Source organism: Streptomyces sp. NPDC051987 (genome assembly GCF_040680735.1).
Taxonomy (GTDB): Bacteria; Actinomycetota; Actinomycetes; order Streptomycetales; family Streptomycetaceae; genus Streptomyces.
Genome location: NZ_JBFAXI010000051.1, coordinates 1 through 21640, shown reverse-complemented (window position 1 = coordinate 21640; position 21640 = coordinate 1). Strand labels below are relative to the sequence as shown.

Below are 21640 nucleotides of genomic sequence, written 5' to 3'. Positions count from 1 at the left end.
GGGGGGGGGGGGGGGGGCCGCGGGGGGCCCGGGGGGGCGGCCCGGGGGGGGGCCCCCCCCCCCCCCCCCCGGGGGGGCGGGGGCCCCCCCGGCCGGGTCTCCCCCCTCCCGCTGTGTGCCGGACGTCATGCGACACCCGCGTTGTAGGCCGTCGTGTCCCCGCACAGCACCGTGCTCCGCCGCCCGTCGAGGCCCACCGGGACGGAGCCCGCCACCGTGCAGCGCTCGGCGCGCCGGTCCTGGCCGCCGTAGTCGAAGACGGCGTAGTGCTGGGTGGCCCGGTTGTCCCAGATCGCCAGGTCACCCTCGCGCCAGCGCCAGCGGACGGTGTGCTCGGGGGCGGTGACGTACTCCTGCAGGATGCGCAGCACGTCGCGCGAGGCCTGCGGCGACAGGCCCGTTGCCCGGCGGGCGAACCCGCCCAGCAGGAGGGCCGGTTCGCCGGTCTCCGGGTGGACGTGGACGGCCGGGTGCTCGGTCTCGAAGAGGGTGGCGACGTACTCGCGGCGGGCCGCGACGGTGGCGTCCGTGTAGTCGGAGTCGTTGCTGTGCACGACGCGCAGCCGGTCGGCGAGCGCGCGCAGCGGCTCCGGCAGGGCCTGGTACGCGGCCACCGTGTTCGCCCACAGGGTGTCGCCGCCGACCGGCGGGGCCGTCTTGTTGTGCAGGAAGGCGAGTGCCGGGGGCCGGTCCACGAAGGTGAGGTCGGTGTGCCAGTGGTTGGCGCGGGTGCCCTGCCGGGAGTCCAGCTCCCGCACCTCGGGCCGGTTCTCGGGCGCGGGGTAGATCGGGTGACCGAGCGTCAGGGGCCCGAAGGAGCGGGCGAACGCGGCCTGGCCGGCGTAGTCGAGGCGCTGGTTCCGGAGGAAGACGACCTTGTACCGGAGCAGGCTGTCGCGCAGCTGCCGGAGGGTCTCCGGCGCGAGCGGGACGGCCGCGTCGACGCCGCCTATCTCGGCGCCGATGGTTCCGGCCAGCGGGGTGACGGTCAGCCGGGCCGGTTCGGGGAGGACCATGGTCACGATGCGTGCCTTTCTGTCGGGACGGCCGGTGCGGTGGGGGAGGTCGGGGGCGCCGACGCGGTCAGCTCGGTCAGGAGCCTGGCCTGCCGGTCCAGGGAACGGGCGGTCATCAGGTCGCGGACGGGGACCGGGATCCCCAGTTCCCGGCCTGCGCGCCGGGCGAGGCGGGTGGCCAGCAGCGAGTCCCCGCCCAGGTCGAAGAAGTCGGCGTCGGCGTCGAGGACGTCGTGCCCGAGCAACTCCCGCCACAGGGCGGTGAGCAGGGCGGTGGGCTCCGGTACGGCCGCCGCCGGGGCCGCGGTGACCGGTGCCGGGACCGGCTCGGCCGCCGGGGTCTCCGGAGCGGCCGAGTTCTCCGAGGCCTCCGAGGCGGCCGGGGCGGCCGGGGCGGCCGGGGCGGCCGGGGCGGCCGGGGCGGCCGGGGCGGCCGGGGCGGCCGGGGCGGCCGGGGCGGCCGGGGCGGGCCGGGCGGTGAACCGGGACGCGTCCGTCGACGGCGCGGCCTCCGGGGCGATCCAGCGGGGGCCCGCGAACGGGTAGCCGGGCAGGTGGACCCGGCGCTGTCCGGGCGGGCACAGCGCCTGGCGCGGCAGCGGCCGGCCCTGCGCCCACAGGGTGCCGAGCGCGGTGAGCACCTCCTCGGCGGGCCGGTCGGTGCGCGCCGGGCAGAGCGGTACGGCCGCCAGGCCCGCTGCCTCCGCCAGGGCGGACAGCACCCGGCCGGGCCCCACCTCCACGGCGACGGCGCCGGGGAACCGCTCGGCGAGGGAGCGCACCGCGTCCGCGAACCGGACGGTGCGCCGGGCCTGTTCGACGAAGAGCTCCGGCCTGACGTCGGTGTCCTGCGGCATCAGCCGCCCGGTGACGTTGGTCGCGAAGGGCACCGTGGCCCGCCGGACGGTGAGCTGGGCGAGTTCCTGGGCCAGCGGGGCCAGGGCCGGTTCGACGAGCGCCGTGTGGAAGGCGCGGTTCGCGGTCAGCCGGCGGGCGAGGACCCGGCCGGCGAGGCGCGTCTCGAACTCCTCGACGGCCGCGACGGGGCCGGCCACCACACAGGCGTCGTCCGCGTTCACGGCGGCCAGCTCCAGGCCGAGACCGGAGACGGCGAGGAGTTCGCGGGCCCGCGCCTCGTCGCAGCCGAGGGCGAGCATGGCGCCCGGGGGGCAGTCCCGCATGGCCCGGCCGCGGACGGTCACCAGCCGGGCGGCGTCGGCGAGGTCGAGGACACCGGCGACGCAGGCGGCGGTGAGCTCGCCGAGGCTGTGCCCGGCCAGCGCGGCGGGGGTGACACCGAGCGCGGTCAGGGCGGAGGCGGCGGCGTACTCGAAGGCGAAGAGAGCGGGCTGGGCGAGGTCGGTGGAAGCCAGTTCGTCGGCGGGGAAGTCCGGGTCGTACAGCGCGCGGCGCAGCCGGCCGGCGAGGTCGGGTTCGAAGGCGCCGAGGCACCGGTCGAGCGCGGCCGGGAAGAAGGGGAGGGCCTCTTCGGCCGCCGCGGCCATGCCGGGCCGCTGGGTGCCCTGCCCGGGGAAGAGGAAGAAGGCGGGGGCGGGCCCGGCGGTGGGGCGGCTGCCCCGCACCACGCCGGTGCGGCGGGCGAGGCGCTCGGCGACCTCGGCGCAGGTCCGGCCGGTGACGGCGAGCCGTTCCGGCAGTTCGGCCCGGCCCGTGGCCAGGGTGGCGGCGACGTCGGCCAGGTCCGCGTCCGTCCCGGCCAGCCGGGCGCCGAGCCGGGCCGCGGAGCGGGCGAGGGCCTCCGGGTCGGCCGCGGACAGCAGCACCAGCCGGGAGCGGTCCTGGTCCGCGGGGCCGGGCGCGGGCGCGGCGACGGGCGGCGCGGGAGGCTGCTCGACGACCACATGGACGTTGGTGCCGCCGATCCCGAACGAGCTGACCCCGGCGCGGCGGGGCTCGGGTCCGGTCCACGGCCCGCACTCGGTGGGCACGTACAGCGGTGAACCCTCCGTCTCCAGCAGCGGGTTGACGCGGGTGAAGCCGGCGACGGGCGGCACCACGCCCTTCTTGACGACCAGCAGTGCCTTGATCAGGGCGGCCAGCCCGGCGGCGTTGTCGAGGTGGCCGACGTTGGCCTTGAGGGCGCCCACCGCGATCTGTTCCGGCCGCGCGCCGGCCCCGCCGAGCGCGGCCGAGGCCGCCGACCACTCGATGGGGTCGCCGACCCGGGTTCCGGTGCCGTGCGTCTCCAGGTAGCCGATGGTGTCGCCGCCGACGTCCGCGGTGGCCAGGGCGGCGCGGATGACGGCCTCCTGGCCGCCGACGGACGGGGCGTAGTAACCGGCCTTGGCCGCGCCGTCGTTGTTGACGGCGGTGCCGAGCACGACACCGTACGGCTCGCAGCCGTCCGCCAGCGCGTCGGCGAGCCGGCGCAGGACCACGCAGGCCACTCCGGCGCCGGCGACCACCCCGTCCGCCGAGGCGTCGAAGGGACGGCAGTGCCCCGACGGCGAGTGGATGCCGCCCGGCACGGCGAGGTGCCCGGCCTGCGGGTAGGCGATGCCGGCGGCGGCGACGAGGGCCTGGTCGCAGTCGCCGTTCAGCAGGGACTGGACGGCCATGTGGAGCGCGACCAGGGAGGACGAGCAGGCCGTCTGCACGGCCACGGCGGGTCCGGTCAGGCCCAGCTTGTACGAGACGAGGCTCGCCATGAAGTCCGGTTCGGTGCCGTGCACCGCGTCGTCCAGGGTCAGCGGGTCCAGCCGGCCGCTCGCCACCATGGCGCGCAGGTAGCCGCTGCCGCTGGCGGTGGCGAACACCGCGGTGCGTCCTGTGGCCGCGTCCCGCCCGGTGCCCCGGGCGTCGGGGGCCACGCCCGCGTCCTCCAGGGCCGACCAGGCGGTCTCCAGCAGCAGCCGGTGCTGCGGGTCCATCAGCTCCGCCTCGCGCGGGCTGACCCCGAACACCGTGTTGTCGAATCGGTCGGCGTCGGCGAGCCGGCCGTAGACGGGGACGTACTCGGGGTCGTCCAGCAGTTCCTTGGGGACGCCGGCGGCGACCAGATCGGCCTGCTCGAAGCGGGTGGTCAGGACCCGGCCTTCGGTCAGGGCCGTCCACCAGGCGTCGAGGTCGGGGGCGCCGGGGAACCGGGCGGCGACGCCGGTGACGGCAATGTCCAGGGATCGGTCACGAGTCATCGGATCCACCTTCGGCTCGGGTCTGCGGCACAGGTTGCCAGGTGTGGCAAGCTCATGGCAACATACTTGTCAAACATTGGCAACCACCTGCCTGGTGTGCGTAAGCCGAGGAGCACGTGAGGGGAGAGGGACCGCTTGCGACCGAACGCCGAGTGGACCGCGGGGCACCCGAGCGCCGCGCCCGACGAGGGCCTGCACGAGACACTCGCCCGGCTGGCCCGGGCCCGGCCGGACGCGGTGGCCCTGATCGAGGGCGAGCGGGCGACCACCTACGCCGAGCTGGACCGGACCGCCGACGCCTGGGCCGCACGCCTCGCCGCGGCCGGAGCGGGCCCCGGCGACCTGATCCCGGTCCTGCTGCCCCGCGGCACCCGCCTGGTCACCGCCCTCCTGGCGGTCCTCAAGACCGGTGCCGCGTACGCCGCCCTGGACCCGGCCTGGCCGCAGCGCCGCCTCCAGGACATCCGAGGCCAGCTGGCACCGCCCCTGGTGATAGCCGAGTCGCCCCTCCCGCTGGGCGGCCCGCCCCTGCCCGTGTGGTCACCGCCGACCGCCGGTTCCGCGCCCGGCCTCCCGCCCGGCTTCCGGCCCGCCGCCGTCCGGGGCGCCGATCCCGCCTGCGTGTTCTTCACCTCGGGGACGACCGGGCGGCCCAAGGGCGTGCTCAGTCCGCACCGGGCGACGGCGCGGCTGTTCCCGGCGGCCGGCGGGTTCGCCTCCTTCACCGCCGCGACCGTGATGCCGCTGGCGGCGGCCGTGTCCTGGGACGCGTTCTCGCTGGAACTGTGGTCGGTGCTGCTGGCCGGCGGCACGTCACTGATCGTCGACGAGCCCTATCTATCCCCGGCCCTGCTGCGCACCGGCGTGCGACGGCACGGGACCGACACCGTCTGGCTCACCAGCAGCCTCTTCAACATGGTCATGGACGAGGACCCGGACGCGTTCCGCGGCCTGCGCCAGGTCCTCATCGGCGGTGAACGGCTCTCCGTCCCGCACGTCCGCCGCTTCCTGCGCCGGCACCCCGACGCCGCCCTGATCAACGGGTACGGACCGGTCGAGTCCACCGTGTTCGCCACCACCCACCGCATCACCGAGGCCGACTGCGCGCTGCCCGGCGGCATCCCGCTGGGCAGGCCCGTCCCCGGTACCCAGGTGTACGTCCTGGAGCCGGGCGGCACCCGGCCGTGCGCCGTCGGCGAGAGCGGCGAACTGTGCGTGGCCGGCGACGGACTGGCCCACGGCTATCTCGGCGATCCCGCCCTGACCGCGGAGAAGTTCCCCCGCCTCCCCGGCGGCCCCCGCGTCTACCGCACCGGCGACCTCGCGGAGTGGGGCCCCGACGGCCTGCTGCACTACCGGGGCCGGGCCGACCGGCAGGTGAAGGTGCGCGGGCACCGCGTCGAGCCCGCCGAGGTCGAGCGCCAGGTGGAGCGGCTGCTCCCGGCCGTCCGCGCCTGCCGGGTGCTGGCCCGTCCGGACGCCGCCGGCACCAGCCAGGAACTCGTGGCGTTCTGTGTGCCCGAACGCCCCGGCGACCCGCTGGCGGACGCCCTCGACGTGCTGCGCCCGGCCCTCGTCCCCTACCAGCGGCCCGCCCTCGTCGTCAGCGTCGACGGCTTCCCGACCACCGACCGGGGAAAGCTCGACGAGCGCGCCCTGCTGGCCCGGGTGCCGGACCCGCCCGCCCCCGCGCCCGGCCCCGCCGGCGTCACCGGCTCCGGCCCGGGCTCCGGCGGCCGGCGCACGGATCCCGTCGTCCGGGCGGTGGCGGACACCTTCGCGGCCGTGCTCGGCCGTCCCGCCGTCCCGTTCGACACACCGTTCGCGGAACTCGGCGGCACCTCGCTGGGCGCCGGCCGGGTGTGCGCGCGGCTGGCGGAACGGTTCGGACGCCCCGTACCCCTGTCGCGGTTCTATGGCCGCCCGACGGTCACGGCGCTCGCCGACTGGCTGCGCGGCACGGCCGCGGCGGCACAGCCGCAGCCGGAACCGCGGTCGGAACCGCAGCCGGAACCGCGGTCGGAACCGCTCCCGTCCGTGCCGGAGGGGACCACCCCGCTGACGCCGCTGCAGATCGTCTACCTGACCCGCCACCTGCTGGACCCCGCCGACGTGACCTCGCACTGCCTGCTCACCTGGCGTATCGAGGGTGAGCCGGACCGGGTGGCCCTCGGGGCGGCCGTGGCCGAGGTGCACCGGCGGCACGAGGCGCTGCGCGCCGCCTATGTGGCCGACCCCCGCCCGTCCGCCGTCCTGGTGGACATCCCGCCCCCCGAACTGGAGGTGCTGCCCCCGCAGCCCTCCGCCGAGGGGGCCGTGCGGGCGCTGCGCGCCGAGCTGACCGAGCCGCTCGACCTGGCCGCGGGCGAGGTGTGGCGGACCGCGCTGGTACCGGTGGCCGGGACCGGCACCACCGTCTTCGGCTGCGTGGTGCACCACATCGCCTTCGACGGCTGGTCGGAGTCGCTGCTCGCCCGCGACCTGGGCGCCGCCTACACCGCCGCACTCCCCACCGGCACGCCTCCGGCCCCACCGCGCCCCCAGCCCCCCTCGCTGCACCGCCGCTACACCGAACGCACCCGCCACGCGGCCCTCGCCGACCTCGACGCCCAACGCGCCTACCTGGTCGACCACCTCACCGCCGTACCGGAACTGCACTGGCCGCGTGACCCGGACCCGGACCCGGTCGCGGTCGCGTCCGGTGGTGTGGCCGGGCCCGGGAGGGAGACCGTGTGGGTGCCCGCGGAGGTGCTGCGGGCGGTCGACGCGTGGGGCGCCGCGTGCGGGGTGACCCGGTTCGTCGTGCTGCTCGCGTTGTGGGCGCGGAGCGTCGCGGAGGTGACCGGGCAGCGGGACTTCGCCACCGGGGTGCCCGTCGCCCAGCGCGACACGGCCGGCACGGAGGACGCCGTCGGCTGCCACATCGGCATGCTGTGCCTGCGGCTGCGCGGCACCGCCCTCGACGGGGACGCCCGAGCCGTGCGGGAGACCGGGCGGACCGTCGCCCTCGCCTTCGCCGCCCAGGACGTGCCCTTCGGGGACGTCCTCACCCTCGTCGACCCGCCGCGCACCGGCCGCCCCCCGCTCTACCAGACCCTCTTCGCGCTCCAGGACAACCCGGCCCCCGACCTCGAACTCCCCGGCCTGCGCGCCACGTTCCTGCGCCTGCCCTACCCGGACCTGCCGCTCGAACTGCACACCGAGTGCTGGCCGGACGGCACCGGACTGCGCGTGGAGACCGCCTACCGCCCCGACGCCGTACCACCCGCCGTGGCCCGCGCCCTCACCCGGTGTTTCACGGACCGTCTGCACCGACTCGCCCAGCCGCACCCGGCCGCAGGCCGGCCCGTCTCCCGGAGGTCCCCGTCATGACCGCGGCCACCCTCGCGCCCCCGCCGCTCCTGGACCGGCTCGCCGACCCCGCCCTGCACGCCGAGGGCGACCCGCACGCGCTGTGGCGCTGGCTGCGCGCGTTCTCCCCCGTGCACCGGCACGAGGCCGGCGAGCTGCCCGCCTTCTGGTCGTTGACCCGGTACGACGACATCCGTGCCGTCTACCGTGACCCCGGCACCTTCAGCTCGGCCCGCGGTGTGCTGCTGCGCCCCGCCCGGCTCGGCGACGACCCCGGCGGCGGGCTGACCCTCGCGCTGTCCGACCCGCCGCGCCACAAGGAACTGCGCGCCCTCATGGCCGACTGGTTCAGCACCCGGGCCGTACGGGGTCTGGAGGACACCATCCGGCGGGCGGCCCGCACGGCGGTCCGACGCGGCCTCGACCAGGGCGTGTTCGACTTCGTCGACCTCGCCGGGCGGTTCTCGCACTCGGTCATCTCCGGGATCCTCGGCATCCCCGAGCGCGACCACGAGGACCTCTACCGGTGGACCGAGGAGGCCTTCGCGGCGCACACCTCGCTGGCCGCGCACCCGCAGCTGATGGACTACTTCATGGAGCTGCTGTACGCGCGCATGGCCGAACCCGCCGACGACCTGGTGAGCGCCCTGGTCAACGGGACCGTGCACGGCGACCTGCTGACGGAGCACGAGATCCTGCTCAACTGCGAGAACCTCATCGGCGCCACGGAGAACGGCCGCCTCGCCCTGATCGGCGGTCTGCTCGCCTTTCTCGAACATCCCGACCAGTGGCGCCGGCTGGACGAGGACCGCGCGCTGCTGCCGGGCGCCGTGGAGGAGATCGTGCGCTGGACCTCCAGCGCCACGCACAGCATGCGCACCGCCACCCGGCCGTGCACCGTGCGCGGTCAGCGCGTCGAGGCCGGCGACCGGGTGGTGCTGTGGCTGCCGTCGGCCAACCGCGACGAGGACGTCTTCGACGACCCGTACCGCTTCGACATCGCCCGCCGGCCCAACCGGCACATCGCCCTGGCCTCCGGCGAGCACTTCTGCATCGGCAGCACGCTGGCCCGCGCCGAGATGCGGGCCCTGTTCACGGAGCTGCTCGACTCGACCACCGCGATCGAGCGGGCCGGCAGCGTCACCCGGGTGCTGTCGAACGCCGTCAACGGCCCCGCCACCCTGCCCGTACGTCTGCGATGAGTTCAGGAAACAGGAGAGTGCCATGCGAGACGGAGACCCGGCACGGCGGCGCAACGCCCTGCTGATCGGCTGGCGGCCCGACGCCGTGCGGGCCCTGCGGCGCCTGGGCGCCGAGGTGACCTGTGTGCTCGCCACGAGCGACGACACCGCGGACCGGGCCCGGCTGCTCGACGACGCCCACACCGTGCCCGTACGGGATCCGTCCAGCACCGAGGAGACGCTGGCGGGACTCGAACGGTTCGAGCTGTCCGTCCGCGACTTCGACGTCGTCTGCAGCCAGTTCGAGTTCACCCTGGTCAACGCCGCCGTCGTGGGCGGCCCGCGCAGCGGTACGACACCGCGGGACGCGCTGGCCCTGCGCGACAAGGACCTGCAGAAGCGCCGGATCCGGGACGCGGGCCTGCCCGTCGCCGACTTCCGCCTGATCGTCCACCCGGCGGAGCTGTCCGGCTTCCACTACCCGCGCGGGGTGCTGAAACCGCTGGCGAACTCCGCCACCCGGGGTGTCCACGCCTGGCACGACGAGCGCTCCCGCACCGCCCTGGCCCGGAGTCTGGCGGCGGAGGGCGCCCTCGGGCCGTGGCTCGCCGAGGAGTGGGTGGACGGGCCGGAACTGCATGTCGACGGTGTGGTACGCGGCGGGCAGGTGCTGTTCACCTCGGTGGGCCGCTACGTCCAGAACGTCCTGGCCATCCGGGACGGCGGCATCGTCGCCTCGGTGATGGAGCACCCCAGGCACCGCGCCGACCTCTACGCACGCGCCCACGCGGTCGCCGAACAGGCCATGAAGGCGCTCGGGCACCACGACGGCGTCTTCCACATGGAGGTCTTCGAACAGGAGGACCGGCTCGTCTTCGGCGAGTGCGGCGGCCGCATCCCCGGTGGCTCCTTCGACGAGATGATCCGCCTCCAGCACGGAGTGGACCTGCACGAGGAGTGGGCGCGGGCCGTGCTCGGCCTGCCCCCGGCACTGGCCCCGGAGCCCGCCGAGGAGTGGTATGGCGACGTGTTCCTCGCCGCCGACGAGGGCGTCCTGCGCTCCTTCCCCGGCGAACCGGAGGTGGCCGCCCGCGACGGCGTCCGCCATGTCGTGCTCACGGCCCGTCCCGGCGACTTCCTGGGCAGCGGCCGACAGGCCTCCTGCGCCTTCGTCGGTACGGCCGTGGTGGCCGGCCAGGACGCGGAGCTGACCGGGCGGCGGCTCAAGGACCTCGCGCACTGGTTCGCGGAGCACACCACGGTCACCGCCACCCCCGAACCCACGACAGAGGGAGCAGCAGCCTCATGACTCGACTGACCCACATCTCCGCCCCGCCGGGAGTCGCCCCGAGCGACGGCTACACCCACGTGGTGACCGGTACGGGCCGGCTGGTCGCCCTGGCCGGGCAGCTGCCCTTCGACGAGAAGGGCGAGTTCGTCGGGGTCGGCGACCCGGCCGCGCAGACCCGGCAGATCTTCGAGAACATGCGCCGCTGCCTGGCCGCCGCCGGCCTCACCTTCGACGACGTCGTCAAGCTCACCTACTACCTGACCGACATCGCCCACGCCCCGGCCGTCCTGGCCGTGCGCGACGAGTTCATCGACACCGGGCGGCCACCGGCGAGCACGGTGGTCCAGGTGGTGGCGCTCTACCGCCCCGACCTGCTGCTCGAAGTCGACGCGTTCGCCCTGGCCGGCGACGACGCCGGTACGGCCTGACCGCTGTACGGGGGCGTCCCGGCCGGGGCGCCCCCGTCCCGTCGTACTCACAGGAGCACCATGGCCATCACCCCAGCACCGGAACGCCCGCTCGCCGGGCCACCACCCCTCGACGCGGAACTGGCCGCGCCGCTGCGCGCCGTCCTCGACCAGATGCCGATGCCGCTCACCGCCGACCTGGTCGCCGACCGGCGCCGCAGGTCGATGGCGGGACGGCTGACCGACGAGCAGATCCGCCGCGGCGGCCGGTTCGAGATCGAGGAACGCACCGTGCCCGGCCCGCCCGGCGCCCCGGACGTACCGCTGCTCGTCTGCCGCCCGACGGGCGCCACCGGGCCGTCCGCGGTGATCTACCACACGCACGGCGGCGGCATGGTCGCCGGCAGCCACCGCAGCACCGAACTGGCCGGCGAACTCGACCGGGCCCAGGAACTGGGCCTGGCCGTGGTCTCCGTGGACTACCGGCTCGCCCCCGAGCACCCCGATCCGGCGCCGGTGGAGGACTGCTGGGCCGGCCTCGGCTGGCTCGCCGACCGCGGACCCGAGTTCGGTCTCGACCCGGACCGGATCGTGCTGAGCGGCAACAGCGCCGGCGGTGCCCTCGCGGCCGGGCTCGCCCTGCTGGCCCGGGACCGGGGCGGAGTGCGCCCGCTGGGGCAGCTGCTGCAGTTCCCGATGCTGGACGACCGGTGCGCGACGGACTCGCACGCCCAGCTGGAGCGGGCGGGGCTGTGGGACGGCGCCTCCAACCGGGCGGGCTGGACGGCCCTGCTCGGCGAGCGCCGCGGCACCGCGGACGTGTCCTGCTACGCGGCGCCGGCCCGAGCCGGCGACCTGTCGGGCCTCGCGCCCGCGTACCTGGAGGTCGGCTCGGTGGAGGCGCTGCGCGACGAGGGCATCGCCTACGCGTCCCGCATCTGGCGGGCGGGCGGCCGGGCCGAACTGCACGTGTGGTCCGGCGCCTTCCACAGCTTCGACGAGTGGGTGCCGCGGGCCGAGGTCTCCGCGGCCGCCCACCGGGCCCGGGTCTCCTGGCTGCGGCGCCTGCTCGGCACGGCGGGTCCCCGGTGACCGGCGGGCGCCCGGCCGGCCGGCCGGCGCTGCTGCTCGTCGGCGGGGCGAACCCGCTGCCGTCCAGCATCGACATCGTGACCCGGGCGATCGAGGAGGCACACGCCCGGGACATCCGGGTGCACCTGATCCACCGGGAGTCCATGCTCGCCCGGACGCCCGAGGTGACCGCGCTCGCCGACGCGGTGTCCGCCGTCGAACCCGACGACCCCGACGCCTGCGAGCGGTGGCTTCGCGGGCGCCTCGCCGAGGGCGAGCGGTTCGACCTGGTCCTCGGGCTCCGCGACGAGGTGCAGGAATCGGTGTCCCGGTGCGCGGCCCTCACCGGCGCGCCGGGCAACCCGCCGGCGGCGGTACGGCGGACGCGGAACAAGGACCTGTGCCGTACGGCGCTGGCCGCCGCCGGGTTCCGGCAGCCCGCGGTCCGGCTGTGCACCTCGGCCGCCGAGGCGGCGGAGTTCCTGGCGGGGTCCCGCGGACCCTGGGTGGTCAAACCGCGGGACGGCATGGCGAGCATCGGCGTTCGCAAGGTGCGGGGCCCGCACGAGCTGCCGGCGGCGCTCGCCGAACTGCCGGACCAGACTCTGTTCCTGGTCGAGGAGTTCGTCGAGGGACCCGAGTACAGCGTGGAGGGCGTCATCCTCGCCACGGGGCCGCGGGTCCTCGCCGTGACCGCGAAGGAGGTGCTGCCCCCACCGCACTTCGTCGAAGTCGGCCATGTGCTCCCGGCCGAACTCCCCGAGCACACCAGGGCGGAGATCGACCGCCAGGTGACCGCCGCACTGCGCGCGCTGGACCTGCGGTTCGGAGTGTTTCACGTGGAACTGTGGCTGAGCGGTGGCGAGGTCGTTCTCGGCGAAGTGCATGTACGGCCCGGGGGAGACTGGCTGCACCGCCTCCTCGGCCATGCCGTTCCGGACCTCGAACTCTTCGGCCTCCTCTACGACGACCTGCTCGGCCGCGCCGGTCGGCCACCGCGGCTCACCGCGACCCGGGCGGCGGCGGTCCGCTTTCTGGTGGCACCGCCGGGACGGCTCACTGCCGTCGACGGCTGGGACACGGTCGCCGCCCATCCGGCGGTGCTGCGCGCCGAGTCGACCGCTGCGCCGGGGGACACCGTGGCCCCGGTACGGCAGTCCGGGGACCGCGCGGGCTTTGTCGTGGTCGGCGCGGACACCCCCGCACAGGCTCGGGCGCTCGCCGCGAAACTGGCGGACGCGGTGCACTTCCGCACCGGGCCGCCACCGTCCCCCTGACCCGCGGCGCCACTGATCCGTGGGTCCCCTGATCCGTGGGTCCCCTGGGACGCCGACGGCCCGCCGGTATCGACCGGCGGGCCGTCGGTGGTTGTGTGCGGGTGCTGGTGCGTGGGGCGCGGTGGGTGCGTACGGGCGTTGTGCCGGGCGGGAGGGTCAGGAGTCCTTGGTGTCGTGGGCGCGGCTGGCGTTCTCCAGGGACTCGGCCAGGATCCGCCAGATCTCCGCGGCCAGGTCGATGTTGGACTGCTGCCGTGCCTCCTCGCCCAGCTCCTTCAGGCGCCGGATGCCCTCCGCCTCACGGCCCTCCAGGAGCATCAGGCGGCTGTCGAGTATCTGCAGCCGCACCTGGTCCCGATGGGTCAGGCGCAGTTCGTCGCGGTGGAGCTCGTCGTGCAGGCGGCGAGCGTCGGCGTACCGGCCCTGCTCGAACGCGAGGTGCGTCTGCAGGGTCAGCAGCTCCTGGCGCAGCACCGGCGTCCCGACGAGCGCGAGGGCGGTCGCCGCCTCCGCGAGGCACTCGCCGGCGCGCTCGGTCCGCGGCGGCGTGCTCTGCAGGCAGAGGGAGGCGGCCGCCAGCCGCAGCCGGGCCCACAGCGTCAGATCGGTGCTGCTGTCCATCTCCTTCATGGCCCGCTCGATGAAGCCGCGCGCGGCCTCGTGGTCACCGCGCCGCGCCCGTACGGTCGCGGCCGACCACAGTGCCTGTGCGGCCAGCGGGTCGAAGCGGCCCTCCATCAGCTGGACGAGCTCGTCGGCGTGGGCCTGGGCGTCGGGCAGCCGGCCGGCCTCGGCCTCCACGGAGACGAGGGCGAGCAGCGCGCCCCCCGTGTCGGTGGCGGAGAGGCCCGCGGACTTGGCCAGTTGGTACGCGTTGATCGCCGTGCCGAGAGCCGGTGCCACCTCGCCGGTGGCCCTCAGGGACCGGGCCAGCTGGGCGCCGGCCCGGCACTGGAGTTCGGGAAGGGCGAGTTCGTCGGCGATCCGGACCAGCTCTTGCAGGCAGGCCTGCTCCTCGGCGCGCCTGCCGAGCCGCTGCCAGTGCTGGGCGACCAGCCACAGGGCCTGCCAGCGCAGTGCCGGTGCCTCGTCGCGGACCTGGTCGAGCACGGCGATGAGGTTCTCGATGCCGGCGTCGTCGCCCGCGGAGGCGGCGATCGACAGGGCCTGGGCCAGGGATCCGCCGCTGGGCGGCGAGTCGAAGGCGGTCCGGTCGACCTTCAGGACCTGGGCGAGGTAGGTGATCACTCGGTCCGTGGGCTGCCGGGCGCCGGATTCCAGACGGGACAGGTAACCGGTGGAGATTTCCGTCCCCGCGAGGGCTGCCTGCGACAGGCCGCGCTCCACGCGGAGCTCTTTGAGACGTCGCCCGAAGGTCGGCTGTTCCAGCATATGAGTCTCGCTATCGGCTGCGTGAGATGAAAGATGTCAGGCTCGACCTCCCCCGCAACTCTAGGTGAGCGGCCAACGGTACTGATTACGGCTGAGTCTAGCGCCGTATGAACCAATCCGGCAAGCAGGTTGCCAATCCGGATTGCCACATTCCTCAAGAGCTTGATGCCATCGTCTCGGCGGAAGGTTGTCAACTTTTGGCAAGGTGTTGCCAAGGCTGGTCCGGGGTCGATATGTTGAGCGTCGTTCGGGGTCCCAACGACCCGACACATCCTCCACCTGTGCTGTCATCAAAGGAGCAGACATGCGCAAGCGCCTCCGTACCGCGTCCGTCGGCGCCCTCTCCGTGCTGGCCCTGGCAACGCTGTCACCCGCACGGCAGGCATTTATTGACTGGCCTAACTCTGAAAGCGCTTTCGGATCTGCCAAGAGTGTCAACCTTGCCATCGACTGGCCGAATCAGGGGGGAACGCCCGTCACTGCCAGTGCTGACACTCCGGCCATCGACTGGCCGTGAGCCGAGTGGGCAAGCGCTCACTCACCGATTTGCCGTAGGACGGCCCCTGGACGCGGCGCCGGACCGCCGCCGGACCGTCACTCGGCCGGCCGCTCGCGCGGGACCGTCCGACTGAAACGATTCGCCACCTCCCTGCCGCCGGCAGCGCCGACCGCCGGCCCCACGGGATCGCCGGGTCGCCGGGATCGCCGCACCGCAGGGATCGCCGGACCGCCGGACCATGGGAATCGCTGGACCAGCGGTCGCCTGGTGGCCTGGTCGCCGGATCGCAGGACCAGGGGGATCGACGGACCAGCGGTCGCCGGGATCGGCGGGTCGCCGGGGTCGCCGGACCAGTGGGATCGACGGATCAGCGGTCGCCGGATCGCCGGGATTGCCGCATGGGCTCGGTCAGTGCCGTGTCCTTTCCACCGCGGGCCCCGCGCCGCCGCACCAGCGCGTGAGAGCCCGGGGACACCGGCCGCCCGCCGACGGTGACACGAATCCCCACCGCTGCGCGGGAATTGACCCAGGATCCTTCCTCCTTCATCGGAGCTTCCCTGCTTCGCTCCGAGCCCCGCGTGAAACGCCCTGCCCGTCGTACGTCCGTGGCCGGGGCCGTGTCCTGGTGCCTTCCCGACGGCCGCGGGGCCGGGCAGCGCCCGGACCACCGCCCGATCGGCCCGCCCAGCGGGCACGGCGCGAGGCGACGCGAGGATCCGTCGACCGCCGGCACGGCCCCGCCCCAGTCGGGTGCGCCGGGCGCGGTCGAGGCGTCACCCACCCCCCACTCACCCCCCACACACACCGACACCCCCCCCACAACCCCACACCCCACAACCCACCCCTCATCCCCCACAACCCACCCCCACTCACACCACACCCGGGATTGGAGCCCGTTCTCATGACTCCGTACGCCACCCTGCCCTTTGCGCAGACGCTGCGTCTGAGCGCCGAGCAGACAGACCGGTTCGCCCTGCAGGGCTATGTGATCCTGCCGGGGTTCCTGCCCGACGAGCTGACGTCGCGGCTGCGTGACGAGGCCGACCGGTGGGTCGACCAGGGGCTGCGGCAGAAGTCGATCGCCTGCGCCGTCGACCCCGCCACCCACGGTCTGCCGCCGGTCATGGAGCTGGAGCTGCCCGCACACGGCGAACTCGTCGGGTACGAGCCGCTGCTGGACGTGCTCGGGCAGCTCATGGGCCCCGACTTCGTCTTCCACCACCTGCACAGTGACCGGCAGCGGCCCGACCTTCCCGGCAAGCCCTGGCACCACGACTACGAGCAGCGTCCGCAGACCGACCGGGCGCACACCATGATCCACACACTGCACTACCTGGACGGGCTCGACGCCTCCACGTCCTCGCTCGTCGTGCTGCCCGGTTCGCATCTGGAGGTCGCCGAGAAGGACGCCCGCGCCCACCTGGGCACCGGGGAACTGCCCGGCGAGGTCGTCATCGACGAACTCCCGCCCGGCTCGACCGTCGTCGTGCACTCGGCCCTGTTCCACGCCCGCCGTGCGCTGCCCGGCGGCCAGCGCGGCAAGGACCGCTACTTCATCGACGCCTCCTACTGCCAGGTGGGGCCTGTCTGGCCGCCGGTCAAGCCGTACTGGCGGCACATGCTGCGGCGCGCCCAGGAGCTGGGCCTCGGCGAAGGCCGGCCGGAGCTGTTCGCGGAGCGCCACTTCACGGAGTACACCCGGCCCGCCTGAACCGCCGCCGTGAGCAGGACGGACCGTCACGACACGCGCCGCACGAGACAGAGGGAGGTAACGCCATGCTCTACGCGGGAATCGCCTGGGACGCGGGCGGATACGAGATCGAGGTGGTCGACGGGGCCGGCCGGTCGGTGGCGCCCCGGGCCCGCTTCGGCGCCGACCGGGTGACCGAACTGGCCACGTACATCAAGGGATGGGACCGTGAGCAGCCGGTCGTCGTGGTGGAGAGCACCAACGGGATACTCGACGGCCGGCTGATGGCCGCGGGCCTCACCGTGTTCCGCGCGGACGCGCATCTCCTGCCCCCGCGGCCCCGGTTCGGCTCGGTCCCGGCCGGCGTGGTCGCGCGGGCCGCCCGGCGCACCCCGGGCGCGCTGGCCCGGCTCGAACGCTCCCGGGGTACCCAGACCGGCAGGGAGTCCGAGCTGGCGGGATGGATCGCGAGCACCACGGCCGAGGTGGCGGCGTCGACCGCCGCGGGCCTGCTGGTCAGCCACGGCGCGCGGGACCGCAAGGAGATCGCGCTGACCTTCGACGACGGGCCGCAGCCGGGCAACACCGAACGGATCCTGGACGTCCTGGAGAGCTACGGCGTGCCGGCGACGTTCTTCTGCGTCGGCATGAACGCGCGTGCCCACCCCGACATCCTGGCGCGGATGCGCGAGCAGGGGCACGGCTTCGGCAACCACACCTGGTCGCACCCGTTCCTGCCCGAGCTGACCCGGCCACAGCTGGCCGAGCAGATCGAACGCACGCAGGAGGCCGTCGCGGAGGCGTCCGGCGGGCCCGCGCCGACGCTGTTCCGGCCGCCGTACGGGGCGCGGACGCCGGAGGTGCTCGGCTGGCTGGCCGAGACCGGGCTGACCACCACGCTGTGGGACGTGGTGCCGGACGACTGGTCGATGCCCGGCGCGGACACCGTCGCCCGCATCGTGCTGGACCAGGCGCGGCCGGGCTCCGTCGTCCTGCTGCACGACGGCGGCGGCGACCGCTCCCAGACGGTCGGGGCGCTGCCGGTGGTGATCGAGGGCCTGCTCGCCCGCGGCTACCGGTTCACGCTGGTGGAGGAGATGACTCCGCGCGCCGGGGTGGCGGCGGCCACAGGGCAACCCGCGGCCTAGGGTCCGTCCTCCGGACGTACGAGCCGCCGGTCACCGTACCGGCGGACGTACACCACCGCCCCGCTGGATCCGTTCCAGCGGGGCGGTCGCGTGTGCGGGGGTGCCGGTCAGACCTTGCGGAGCCCCGCCGCCAGGGTCGCGACCAGGAGGACGAGGACACCGCACAGGGTGGTGCGCAGTCCGAGGCCGCCCGCGACCCAGCCGACCAACACCGGGCCGATCAGCAGACCGCTGTACGTCATCGTGTTGACCTTGGCGAGCGCGGCCGCCGCGCTCGTCGTGCCCAGGTCGTCGCCGCCGTGTCCGACGGAGCTGAAGATGACCGGCACCAGGACGGAGAGCCCGAGGCCGAACAGCCCGAAGCCCACGACGGCGGTCACCGGGCCCGGTGCGATCACGACCACCCCGAGGCCGAGGACGGCGACGGCGGCGCCCCAGCCGACCAGGGTCCGGGCCCCGTACCGCTCGTGCAGCCGGTCACCCACCAGCCGGCCGGCCGCCTCGCAGGCGCTGTAGGCGATGTAGCCGAGCGAGGCGGTGGCCAGGGAGGCGCCGAGCACGTCGTGGAGGTAGATGCCGCCCCAGTTGCCGACGACACCGCTGCAGACCAGGACGACCGTGCCGGTCAGGCCGAGCAGCAGCAGACGGCTGGTCCAGCCGGAGAGCACACCGGCACGGGCGCGCGGGGAGGCCTCGGTCCTGGCCGCCTGCCGTCCGGTGCGGTCGGCCGCGGCGGGCAGCAGCCGGCGTCCGGCCGTCAGGGCGAGGGCGACCATGACCACGCCGACGGCCGCGTAGTGGGCGGTCAGGGAGAGGCCGGCCTTGATCGCGGCCCCGCCGAGCAGGGAGCCGGCGGCGGAGCCGATGCTCCAGGCCGCGTGGCAGCTGTTCATGATGTGCCGCCCCGTGGCCTTCTCCACCGCGATGGCGTGGGCGTTCATGGAGACGTCGATCAGGCCGTCGGCCGCGCCGAACACGGCGAGGGCGAGCACGAACCACACGACGGAGTGCAGCGGCTCGGCCGGGACGAAGGCGACGAGGGAGAGCGGCAGCGCGAGTGCCGCCCCGCGCACGACGGGTGCGCTGCCGAACCGCGCGACCAGACCGCCGGTCGCCTGCATGGCGAGCAGCCCGGTGAGGATGGGGACGATCAGCAGCAGGCCCAACTCGCCCTCGGAGAGCGCGAACACCGACTTCCACAACGGGATCTGCACGAAGTAACTCGCGAAGACGAACCCCGTCAGGAAGAACGGGGCCATCGACGCCCAGTGGAGCAGAGGGAAGGCGGGCGCGGCGCGCACGGCCGTCCCCGGCCCGGCGTTCGCCGTGCCCTCGTCGATCACGCCTTTCTCGGCTTCTGCCATGACCCGTGCCACCTCGTCGTCTTGTCTGCGGGAAACCTTGTCGAATATTCAGGCATAGAGTTGCCAACTTAGGCAACTGTCGGTCACACTCAAGGCATGGATGACTTGAAGTTCAGCGTCGTAATCCCCTACAAGCAGCGGCTGGACAACATCCGCCTGGTCCTGTCGGCCCTGGCCGAACAGACGATGGACCGCTCCCGGTTCGAGGTCCTGATCGGCGCGATGGAGTACTCCCCCGAATTCGTCGCCCTGTGCGCGGAGTTCACCGACCGGCTCACCCTCAGGGCCACCCTCTCCGCGGACGACTGGAACCTGTGCCGGGCCCGGAACCTGGTCCTGAGCCAGGCCCGCGGCCAGGTGACACTCGTCCTGGACGCGGACATGGTGCTGCCCACCAGGTTCCTGGAGAACCTCTACGAGCGGCACTACGCGCACGGTCAGAACGTGTGCGTCGTAGGGCAGATGATCGGCTACGACGACGTGGTGGAGACCGACGTCGAACAGGTCGAGGTCCTCCCGTTCGGCCACTACCGGGAGGTGCTCGCCGGTCTGGAGGCGCGCGACCACGTGGTCCTGGACGACCGGTGGGACCCGAGGAACGCCTCCGCGTTCGCCCGCTTCCCCTGGGTCTACGCCCGCGGCGGCCTGGTCGCCGTCCCGACCGCGACGGTCCGGGAGCACGGACTCACCTATGACGAGGGCTTCCAGGGCTGGGGCCCCGAGGACCAGGAGTGGGCACTGCGGGTCGCCCTGACCGGCACACCGATCCTGCTCGGCCAGGAGGTGTACGGCCTCCACCTGCCGCATCTGCGCAGCCTCACGGACAACGGCCGTACCGCGCAGCGCAACAACCGCTACTACCTGGCCAAGTGGCCGCGCCTGGAGCTCGAACTCGCCCTCTCCTTCGGCTGGGAGGAGACGGCCCGCGTGCTGCCCGAGGTCCGCCGCGAACTCGACGCCGCGGCAGCTGACTTCGGACCCGGTCGGGCCCTGGGCGTGGTGGCCGGCACGGCGGACGGACGCAGTCTGCTGGTCGTCGGGGCGGCCGTCGACCCGGCGACCCGGACCCCCGCGCCCGACGTCGCCGCCCTGTTCGACGCCCGTACCGAGCCGACCGTCCTGCCGCTGGCCGGCTTCGCCCTGCCCCAGGCGGACGGCGAGATCGACGAGTGCCATGTGCTGCCCGCCGTGGCACGGCTGAGCGCCCGCTACCGGGACGCCGTCCTGCGCGAGGCGGAGCGGGTCGCGGTGAAGGTGTCGAGTTCGCTCGGCCAGGCGCGCTGACCATCTCCCGGCGACAGCGCCGCCGCGACGGGCGCTGTCCGGCTTCCCTCACGTCCGCGGATCGGAGTGACCATGGCAATCCCGCTCGACACGGCTTCCGGAACGGCATCCGAAACGGCGTCCGAAACGGCGTCCGGCACGGTTTCCGGCACGGCCCCTGACGCAGCCCCCGACTGGTCCCGCAACTGGGCCGGCAACGTCACCTTCGGCGCCGCACGGTGGCATCGGCCGCAGAGCATCGACGAGTTGCGGCGGCTCGTCGCGCACAGCGACCGCATACGCGCCGTCGGCAGCGGCCATTCCTTCAGCACCGTCGCCGACACCCGCGGCGACCTGGTCCGCCTGGACGGCCTGCCGCCGGTGATCGACCTCGACCCGGTGGCGCGGACGGTCACCGTCTCGGCCGGCCTCCGCTACGCCGACGTCGTCTTCGACCTCCAGCGCGCCGGGTTCGCCCTCGCCAACCTGGCCTCGCTGCCGCACATCTCGATCGCGGGCAGCGTGGCCACCGGTACCCACGGCTCCGGCGACGCCCAGCGCTGTCTGGCCGCATCGGTCCGGGCGCTGCAACTGGTCGGTCCCGAGGGCGACCTGACCGAGCTCGGCCGGGACACCGACCCGGACGACTTCCCGGGAGCGGTGGTGGCGCTCGGCGCGCTCGGCATCGTCACCCGGCTCACCCTCGACATCGAGCCGAGCTATGAGATGGCACAGCGCGTCCGGGTCGACGTCCCCCTCGACGAGATCGCGGCGGACTTCGACGCGGTGTCCGGCGCCGCTTACAGCGTCAGCGTGTTCACCGACTGGGGCGGGCCCGACGCCCAGGTCTGGCTCAAGCGCAGGACCGGTCGGGGCGACAGCGGCTGGAACGGCGGACGCGCCGCCGAGCAGCCGCTGAACCCCGTCCCGGGCATGCCCCCGGAGTTCAGCACCCGGCAGCTCGACGAGCCGGGCCCGTGGTGCGAGCGGCTGCCGCACTTCCGGCCCGAACTCACCCCGGGCGCAGGGGAGGAGCTGCAGTCCGAGTACTACCTGCCGCGGGCCGCCGCCCCCGCCGCGATCGCCGCGCTGCGCGGCCTCGGGGAGCGCCTCGCCCCGGCCCTGCACATCGCGGAGGTGCGCACGGTCCGCGCGGACGACCTGTGGCTGAGTCCCGCCTACGGCACGGACTCCGTGACCTTCCACTTCACCTGGGTCAAGGACCTGGACCGGGTCCGGCCGCTCATCGCCGCCGTCGAGGACGCCCTGCTGCCGCTCGGCGCCCGCCCGCACTGGGGCAAACTGACCGCGCTCACGCCCCCGGAGCTGGCCGCCCGCCACGAACGTGCCGCCGACTTCGGCCGGTTGACCAGGAAGTACGACCCCTCGGGCACGTTCCGCAACGCCTTCACGGACGCGCTCCTCGGCACCGACTGAGGGGCGCGGACCACGGCGCGCGGTGTCGCGCGGGCCTCGGTGCACGGGGCGACGGTCGACGGGACGACGGCGCGTGGCCCACGGGAGTTCCCGTGGGC

The 21640-nt window shown here is 74.5% G+C and carries 15 protein-coding genes; 11 read left to right on the top strand and 4 right to left on the bottom strand.

Annotation, left to right across the window (positions count from 1 at the left end; all coding sequences use genetic code 11):
• Positions 1 to 125: 125 nt before the first annotated feature.
• Positions 126 to 1016, bottom strand: coding sequence for a TauD/TfdA family dioxygenase (locus tag AB0M11_RS25430; protein ID WP_365709284.1), 891 nt, complete (start codon positions 1014 to 1016; stop codon positions 126 to 128).
• A 2-nt stretch (positions 1017 to 1018) separates the two neighbouring features.
• The gene (locus AB0M11_RS25425) at positions 1019 to 4171 is read right to left on the bottom strand and encodes a beta-ketoacyl synthase N-terminal-like domain-containing protein (protein ID WP_365709229.1); all 3153 of its coding nucleotides are present in this window, start codon (positions 4169 to 4171) and stop codon (positions 1019 to 1021) included.
• Positions 4172 to 4306: 135 nt separating this feature from the next.
• On the opposite strand from AB0M11_RS25425, the gene AB0M11_RS25420 reads away from it, so the two are divergent.
• From AB0M11_RS25420 to AB0M11_RS25395, 6 genes are read left to right on the top strand one after another with little or no spacing between them, the layout of a single operon-like run.
• Complete coding sequence (locus tag AB0M11_RS25420) at positions 4307 to 7543, top strand: amino acid adenylation domain-containing protein (RefSeq protein WP_365709227.1); 3237 nt, start codon at positions 4307 to 4309, stop codon at positions 7541 to 7543.
• Positions 7540 to 8724 (top strand): cytochrome P450, encoded by a 1185-nt coding sequence (locus AB0M11_RS25415; RefSeq protein WP_365709225.1) that lies wholly within the window; start codon positions 7540 to 7542, stop codon positions 8722 to 8724. The genes AB0M11_RS25420 and AB0M11_RS25415 overlap by 4 nt, the downstream gene beginning before the upstream one ends.
• Positions 8725 to 8746: 22 nt before the next feature.
• Positions 8747 to 10012: a hypothetical protein gene (locus AB0M11_RS25410; RefSeq protein ID WP_365709223.1), complete on the top strand. Its 1266-nt coding sequence runs from the start codon at positions 8747 to 8749 to the stop codon at positions 10010 to 10012.
• Complete coding sequence (locus tag AB0M11_RS25405) at positions 10009 to 10422, top strand: RidA family protein (protein WP_365709221.1); 414 nt, start codon at positions 10009 to 10011, stop codon at positions 10420 to 10422. The genes AB0M11_RS25410 and AB0M11_RS25405 overlap by 4 nt, the downstream gene beginning before the upstream one ends.
• A 60-nt stretch (positions 10423 to 10482) precedes the next feature.
• A complete protein-coding gene (locus AB0M11_RS25400; RefSeq protein ID WP_365709219.1) occupies positions 10483 to 11493 on the top strand; it encodes an alpha/beta hydrolase in 1011 nt (336 codons plus the stop codon).
• Complete coding sequence (locus tag AB0M11_RS25395) at positions 11490 to 12749, top strand: ATP-grasp domain-containing protein (RefSeq protein WP_365709217.1); 1260 nt, start codon at positions 11490 to 11492, stop codon at positions 12747 to 12749. The genes AB0M11_RS25400 and AB0M11_RS25395 overlap by 4 nt, the downstream gene beginning before the upstream one ends.
• A 156-nt stretch (positions 12750 to 12905) precedes the next feature.
• On the opposite strand, the gene AB0M11_RS25390 is transcribed toward AB0M11_RS25395, so the two are convergent.
• The gene (locus tag AB0M11_RS25390) at positions 12906 to 14141 is read right to left on the bottom strand and encodes a helix-turn-helix domain-containing protein (RefSeq protein ID WP_365709215.1); all 1236 of its coding nucleotides are present in this window, start codon (positions 14139 to 14141) and stop codon (positions 12906 to 12908) included.
• 304 nt (positions 14142 to 14445) lie between these two features.
• Here AB0M11_RS25390 and AB0M11_RS25385 point away from each other — a divergent pair, with 304 nt between their 5' ends.
• The 3 genes from AB0M11_RS25385 to AB0M11_RS25375 all read left to right on the top strand — a co-directional run bounded on the left by AB0M11_RS25385 (position 14446) and on the right by AB0M11_RS25375 (position 17478).
• On the top strand, positions 14446 to 14658 hold the full coding sequence (locus AB0M11_RS25385) for a hypothetical protein (RefSeq protein ID WP_365709213.1): 213 nt from the start codon (positions 14446 to 14448) through the stop codon (positions 14656 to 14658).
• Between the two features lie 883 nt (positions 14659 to 15541).
• The gene (locus AB0M11_RS25380) at positions 15542 to 16351 is read left to right on the top strand and encodes a phytanoyl-CoA dioxygenase family protein (protein ID WP_365709211.1); all 810 of its coding nucleotides are present in this window, start codon (positions 15542 to 15544) and stop codon (positions 16349 to 16351) included.
• 65 nt (positions 16352 to 16416) lie between these two features.
• Entirely contained in the window at positions 16417 to 17478 is a 1062-nt protein-coding gene (locus tag AB0M11_RS25375) for a polysaccharide deacetylase family protein (RefSeq protein ID WP_365709209.1), read from the top strand.
• A 107-nt stretch (positions 17479 to 17585) separates the two neighbouring features.
• On the opposite strand, the gene AB0M11_RS25370 is transcribed toward AB0M11_RS25375, so the two are convergent.
• Positions 17586 to 18842 (bottom strand): MFS transporter, encoded by a 1257-nt coding sequence (locus AB0M11_RS25370; RefSeq protein ID WP_365709207.1) that lies wholly within the window; start codon positions 18840 to 18842, stop codon positions 17586 to 17588.
• 96 nt (positions 18843 to 18938) lie between these two features.
• Between AB0M11_RS25370 and AB0M11_RS25365 the strand changes: the two genes are divergently transcribed.
• Together AB0M11_RS25365 and AB0M11_RS25360 are read left to right on the top strand one after the other, a co-directional pair.
• Positions 18939 to 20126 carry a glycosyltransferase gene (locus AB0M11_RS25365; RefSeq protein WP_365709205.1) on the top strand — a complete coding sequence of 396 codons (1188 nt, stop codon included), beginning with the start codon at positions 18939 to 18941 and terminating at the stop codon, positions 20124 to 20126.
• 72 nt (positions 20127 to 20198) lie between these two features.
• Complete coding sequence (locus tag AB0M11_RS25360) at positions 20199 to 21542, top strand: D-arabinono-1,4-lactone oxidase (protein WP_365709203.1); 1344 nt, start codon at positions 20199 to 20201, stop codon at positions 21540 to 21542.
• Positions 21543 to 21640: the final 98 nt, after the last annotated feature.

Coding starts and splice junctions, on each gene's coding strand:
- AB0M11_RS25385 (WP_365709213.1), top strand. CDS start 14,446: ATGCGCAAGCGCCTCCGTACCGCGTCCGTCGGCGCCCTCTCCGTGCTG.
- AB0M11_RS25400 (WP_365709219.1), top strand. CDS start 10,483: ATGGCCATCACCCCAGCACCGGAACGCCCGCTCGCCGGGCCACCACCC.
- AB0M11_RS25425 (WP_365709229.1), bottom strand. CDS start 4,171: ATGACTCGTGACCGATCCCTGGACATTGCCGTCACCGGCGTCGCCGCC.
- AB0M11_RS25390 (WP_365709215.1), bottom strand. CDS start 14,141: ATGCTGGAACAGCCGACCTTCGGGCGACGTCTCAAAGAGCTCCGCGTG.
- AB0M11_RS25380 (WP_365709211.1), top strand. CDS start 15,542: ATGACTCCGTACGCCACCCTGCCCTTTGCGCAGACGCTGCGTCTGAGC.
- AB0M11_RS25365 (WP_365709205.1), top strand. CDS start 18,939: ATGGATGACTTGAAGTTCAGCGTCGTAATCCCCTACAAGCAGCGGCTG.
- AB0M11_RS25410 (WP_365709223.1), top strand. CDS start 8,747: ATGCGAGACGGAGACCCGGCACGGCGGCGCAACGCCCTGCTGATCGGC.
- AB0M11_RS25430 (WP_365709284.1), bottom strand. CDS start 1,016: ATGGTCCTCCCCGAACCGGCCCGGCTGACCGTCACCCCGCTGGCCGGA.
- AB0M11_RS25415 (WP_365709225.1), top strand. CDS start 7,540: ATGACCGCGGCCACCCTCGCGCCCCCGCCGCTCCTGGACCGGCTCGCC.
- AB0M11_RS25375 (WP_365709209.1), top strand. CDS start 16,417: ATGCTCTACGCGGGAATCGCCTGGGACGCGGGCGGATACGAGATCGAG.
- AB0M11_RS25405 (WP_365709221.1), top strand. CDS start 10,009: ATGACTCGACTGACCCACATCTCCGCCCCGCCGGGAGTCGCCCCGAGC.
- AB0M11_RS25360 (WP_365709203.1), top strand. CDS start 20,199: ATGGCAATCCCGCTCGACACGGCTTCCGGAACGGCATCCGAAACGGCG.
- AB0M11_RS25370 (WP_365709207.1), bottom strand. CDS start 18,842: ATGGCAGAAGCCGAGAAAGGCGTGATCGACGAGGGCACGGCGAACGCC.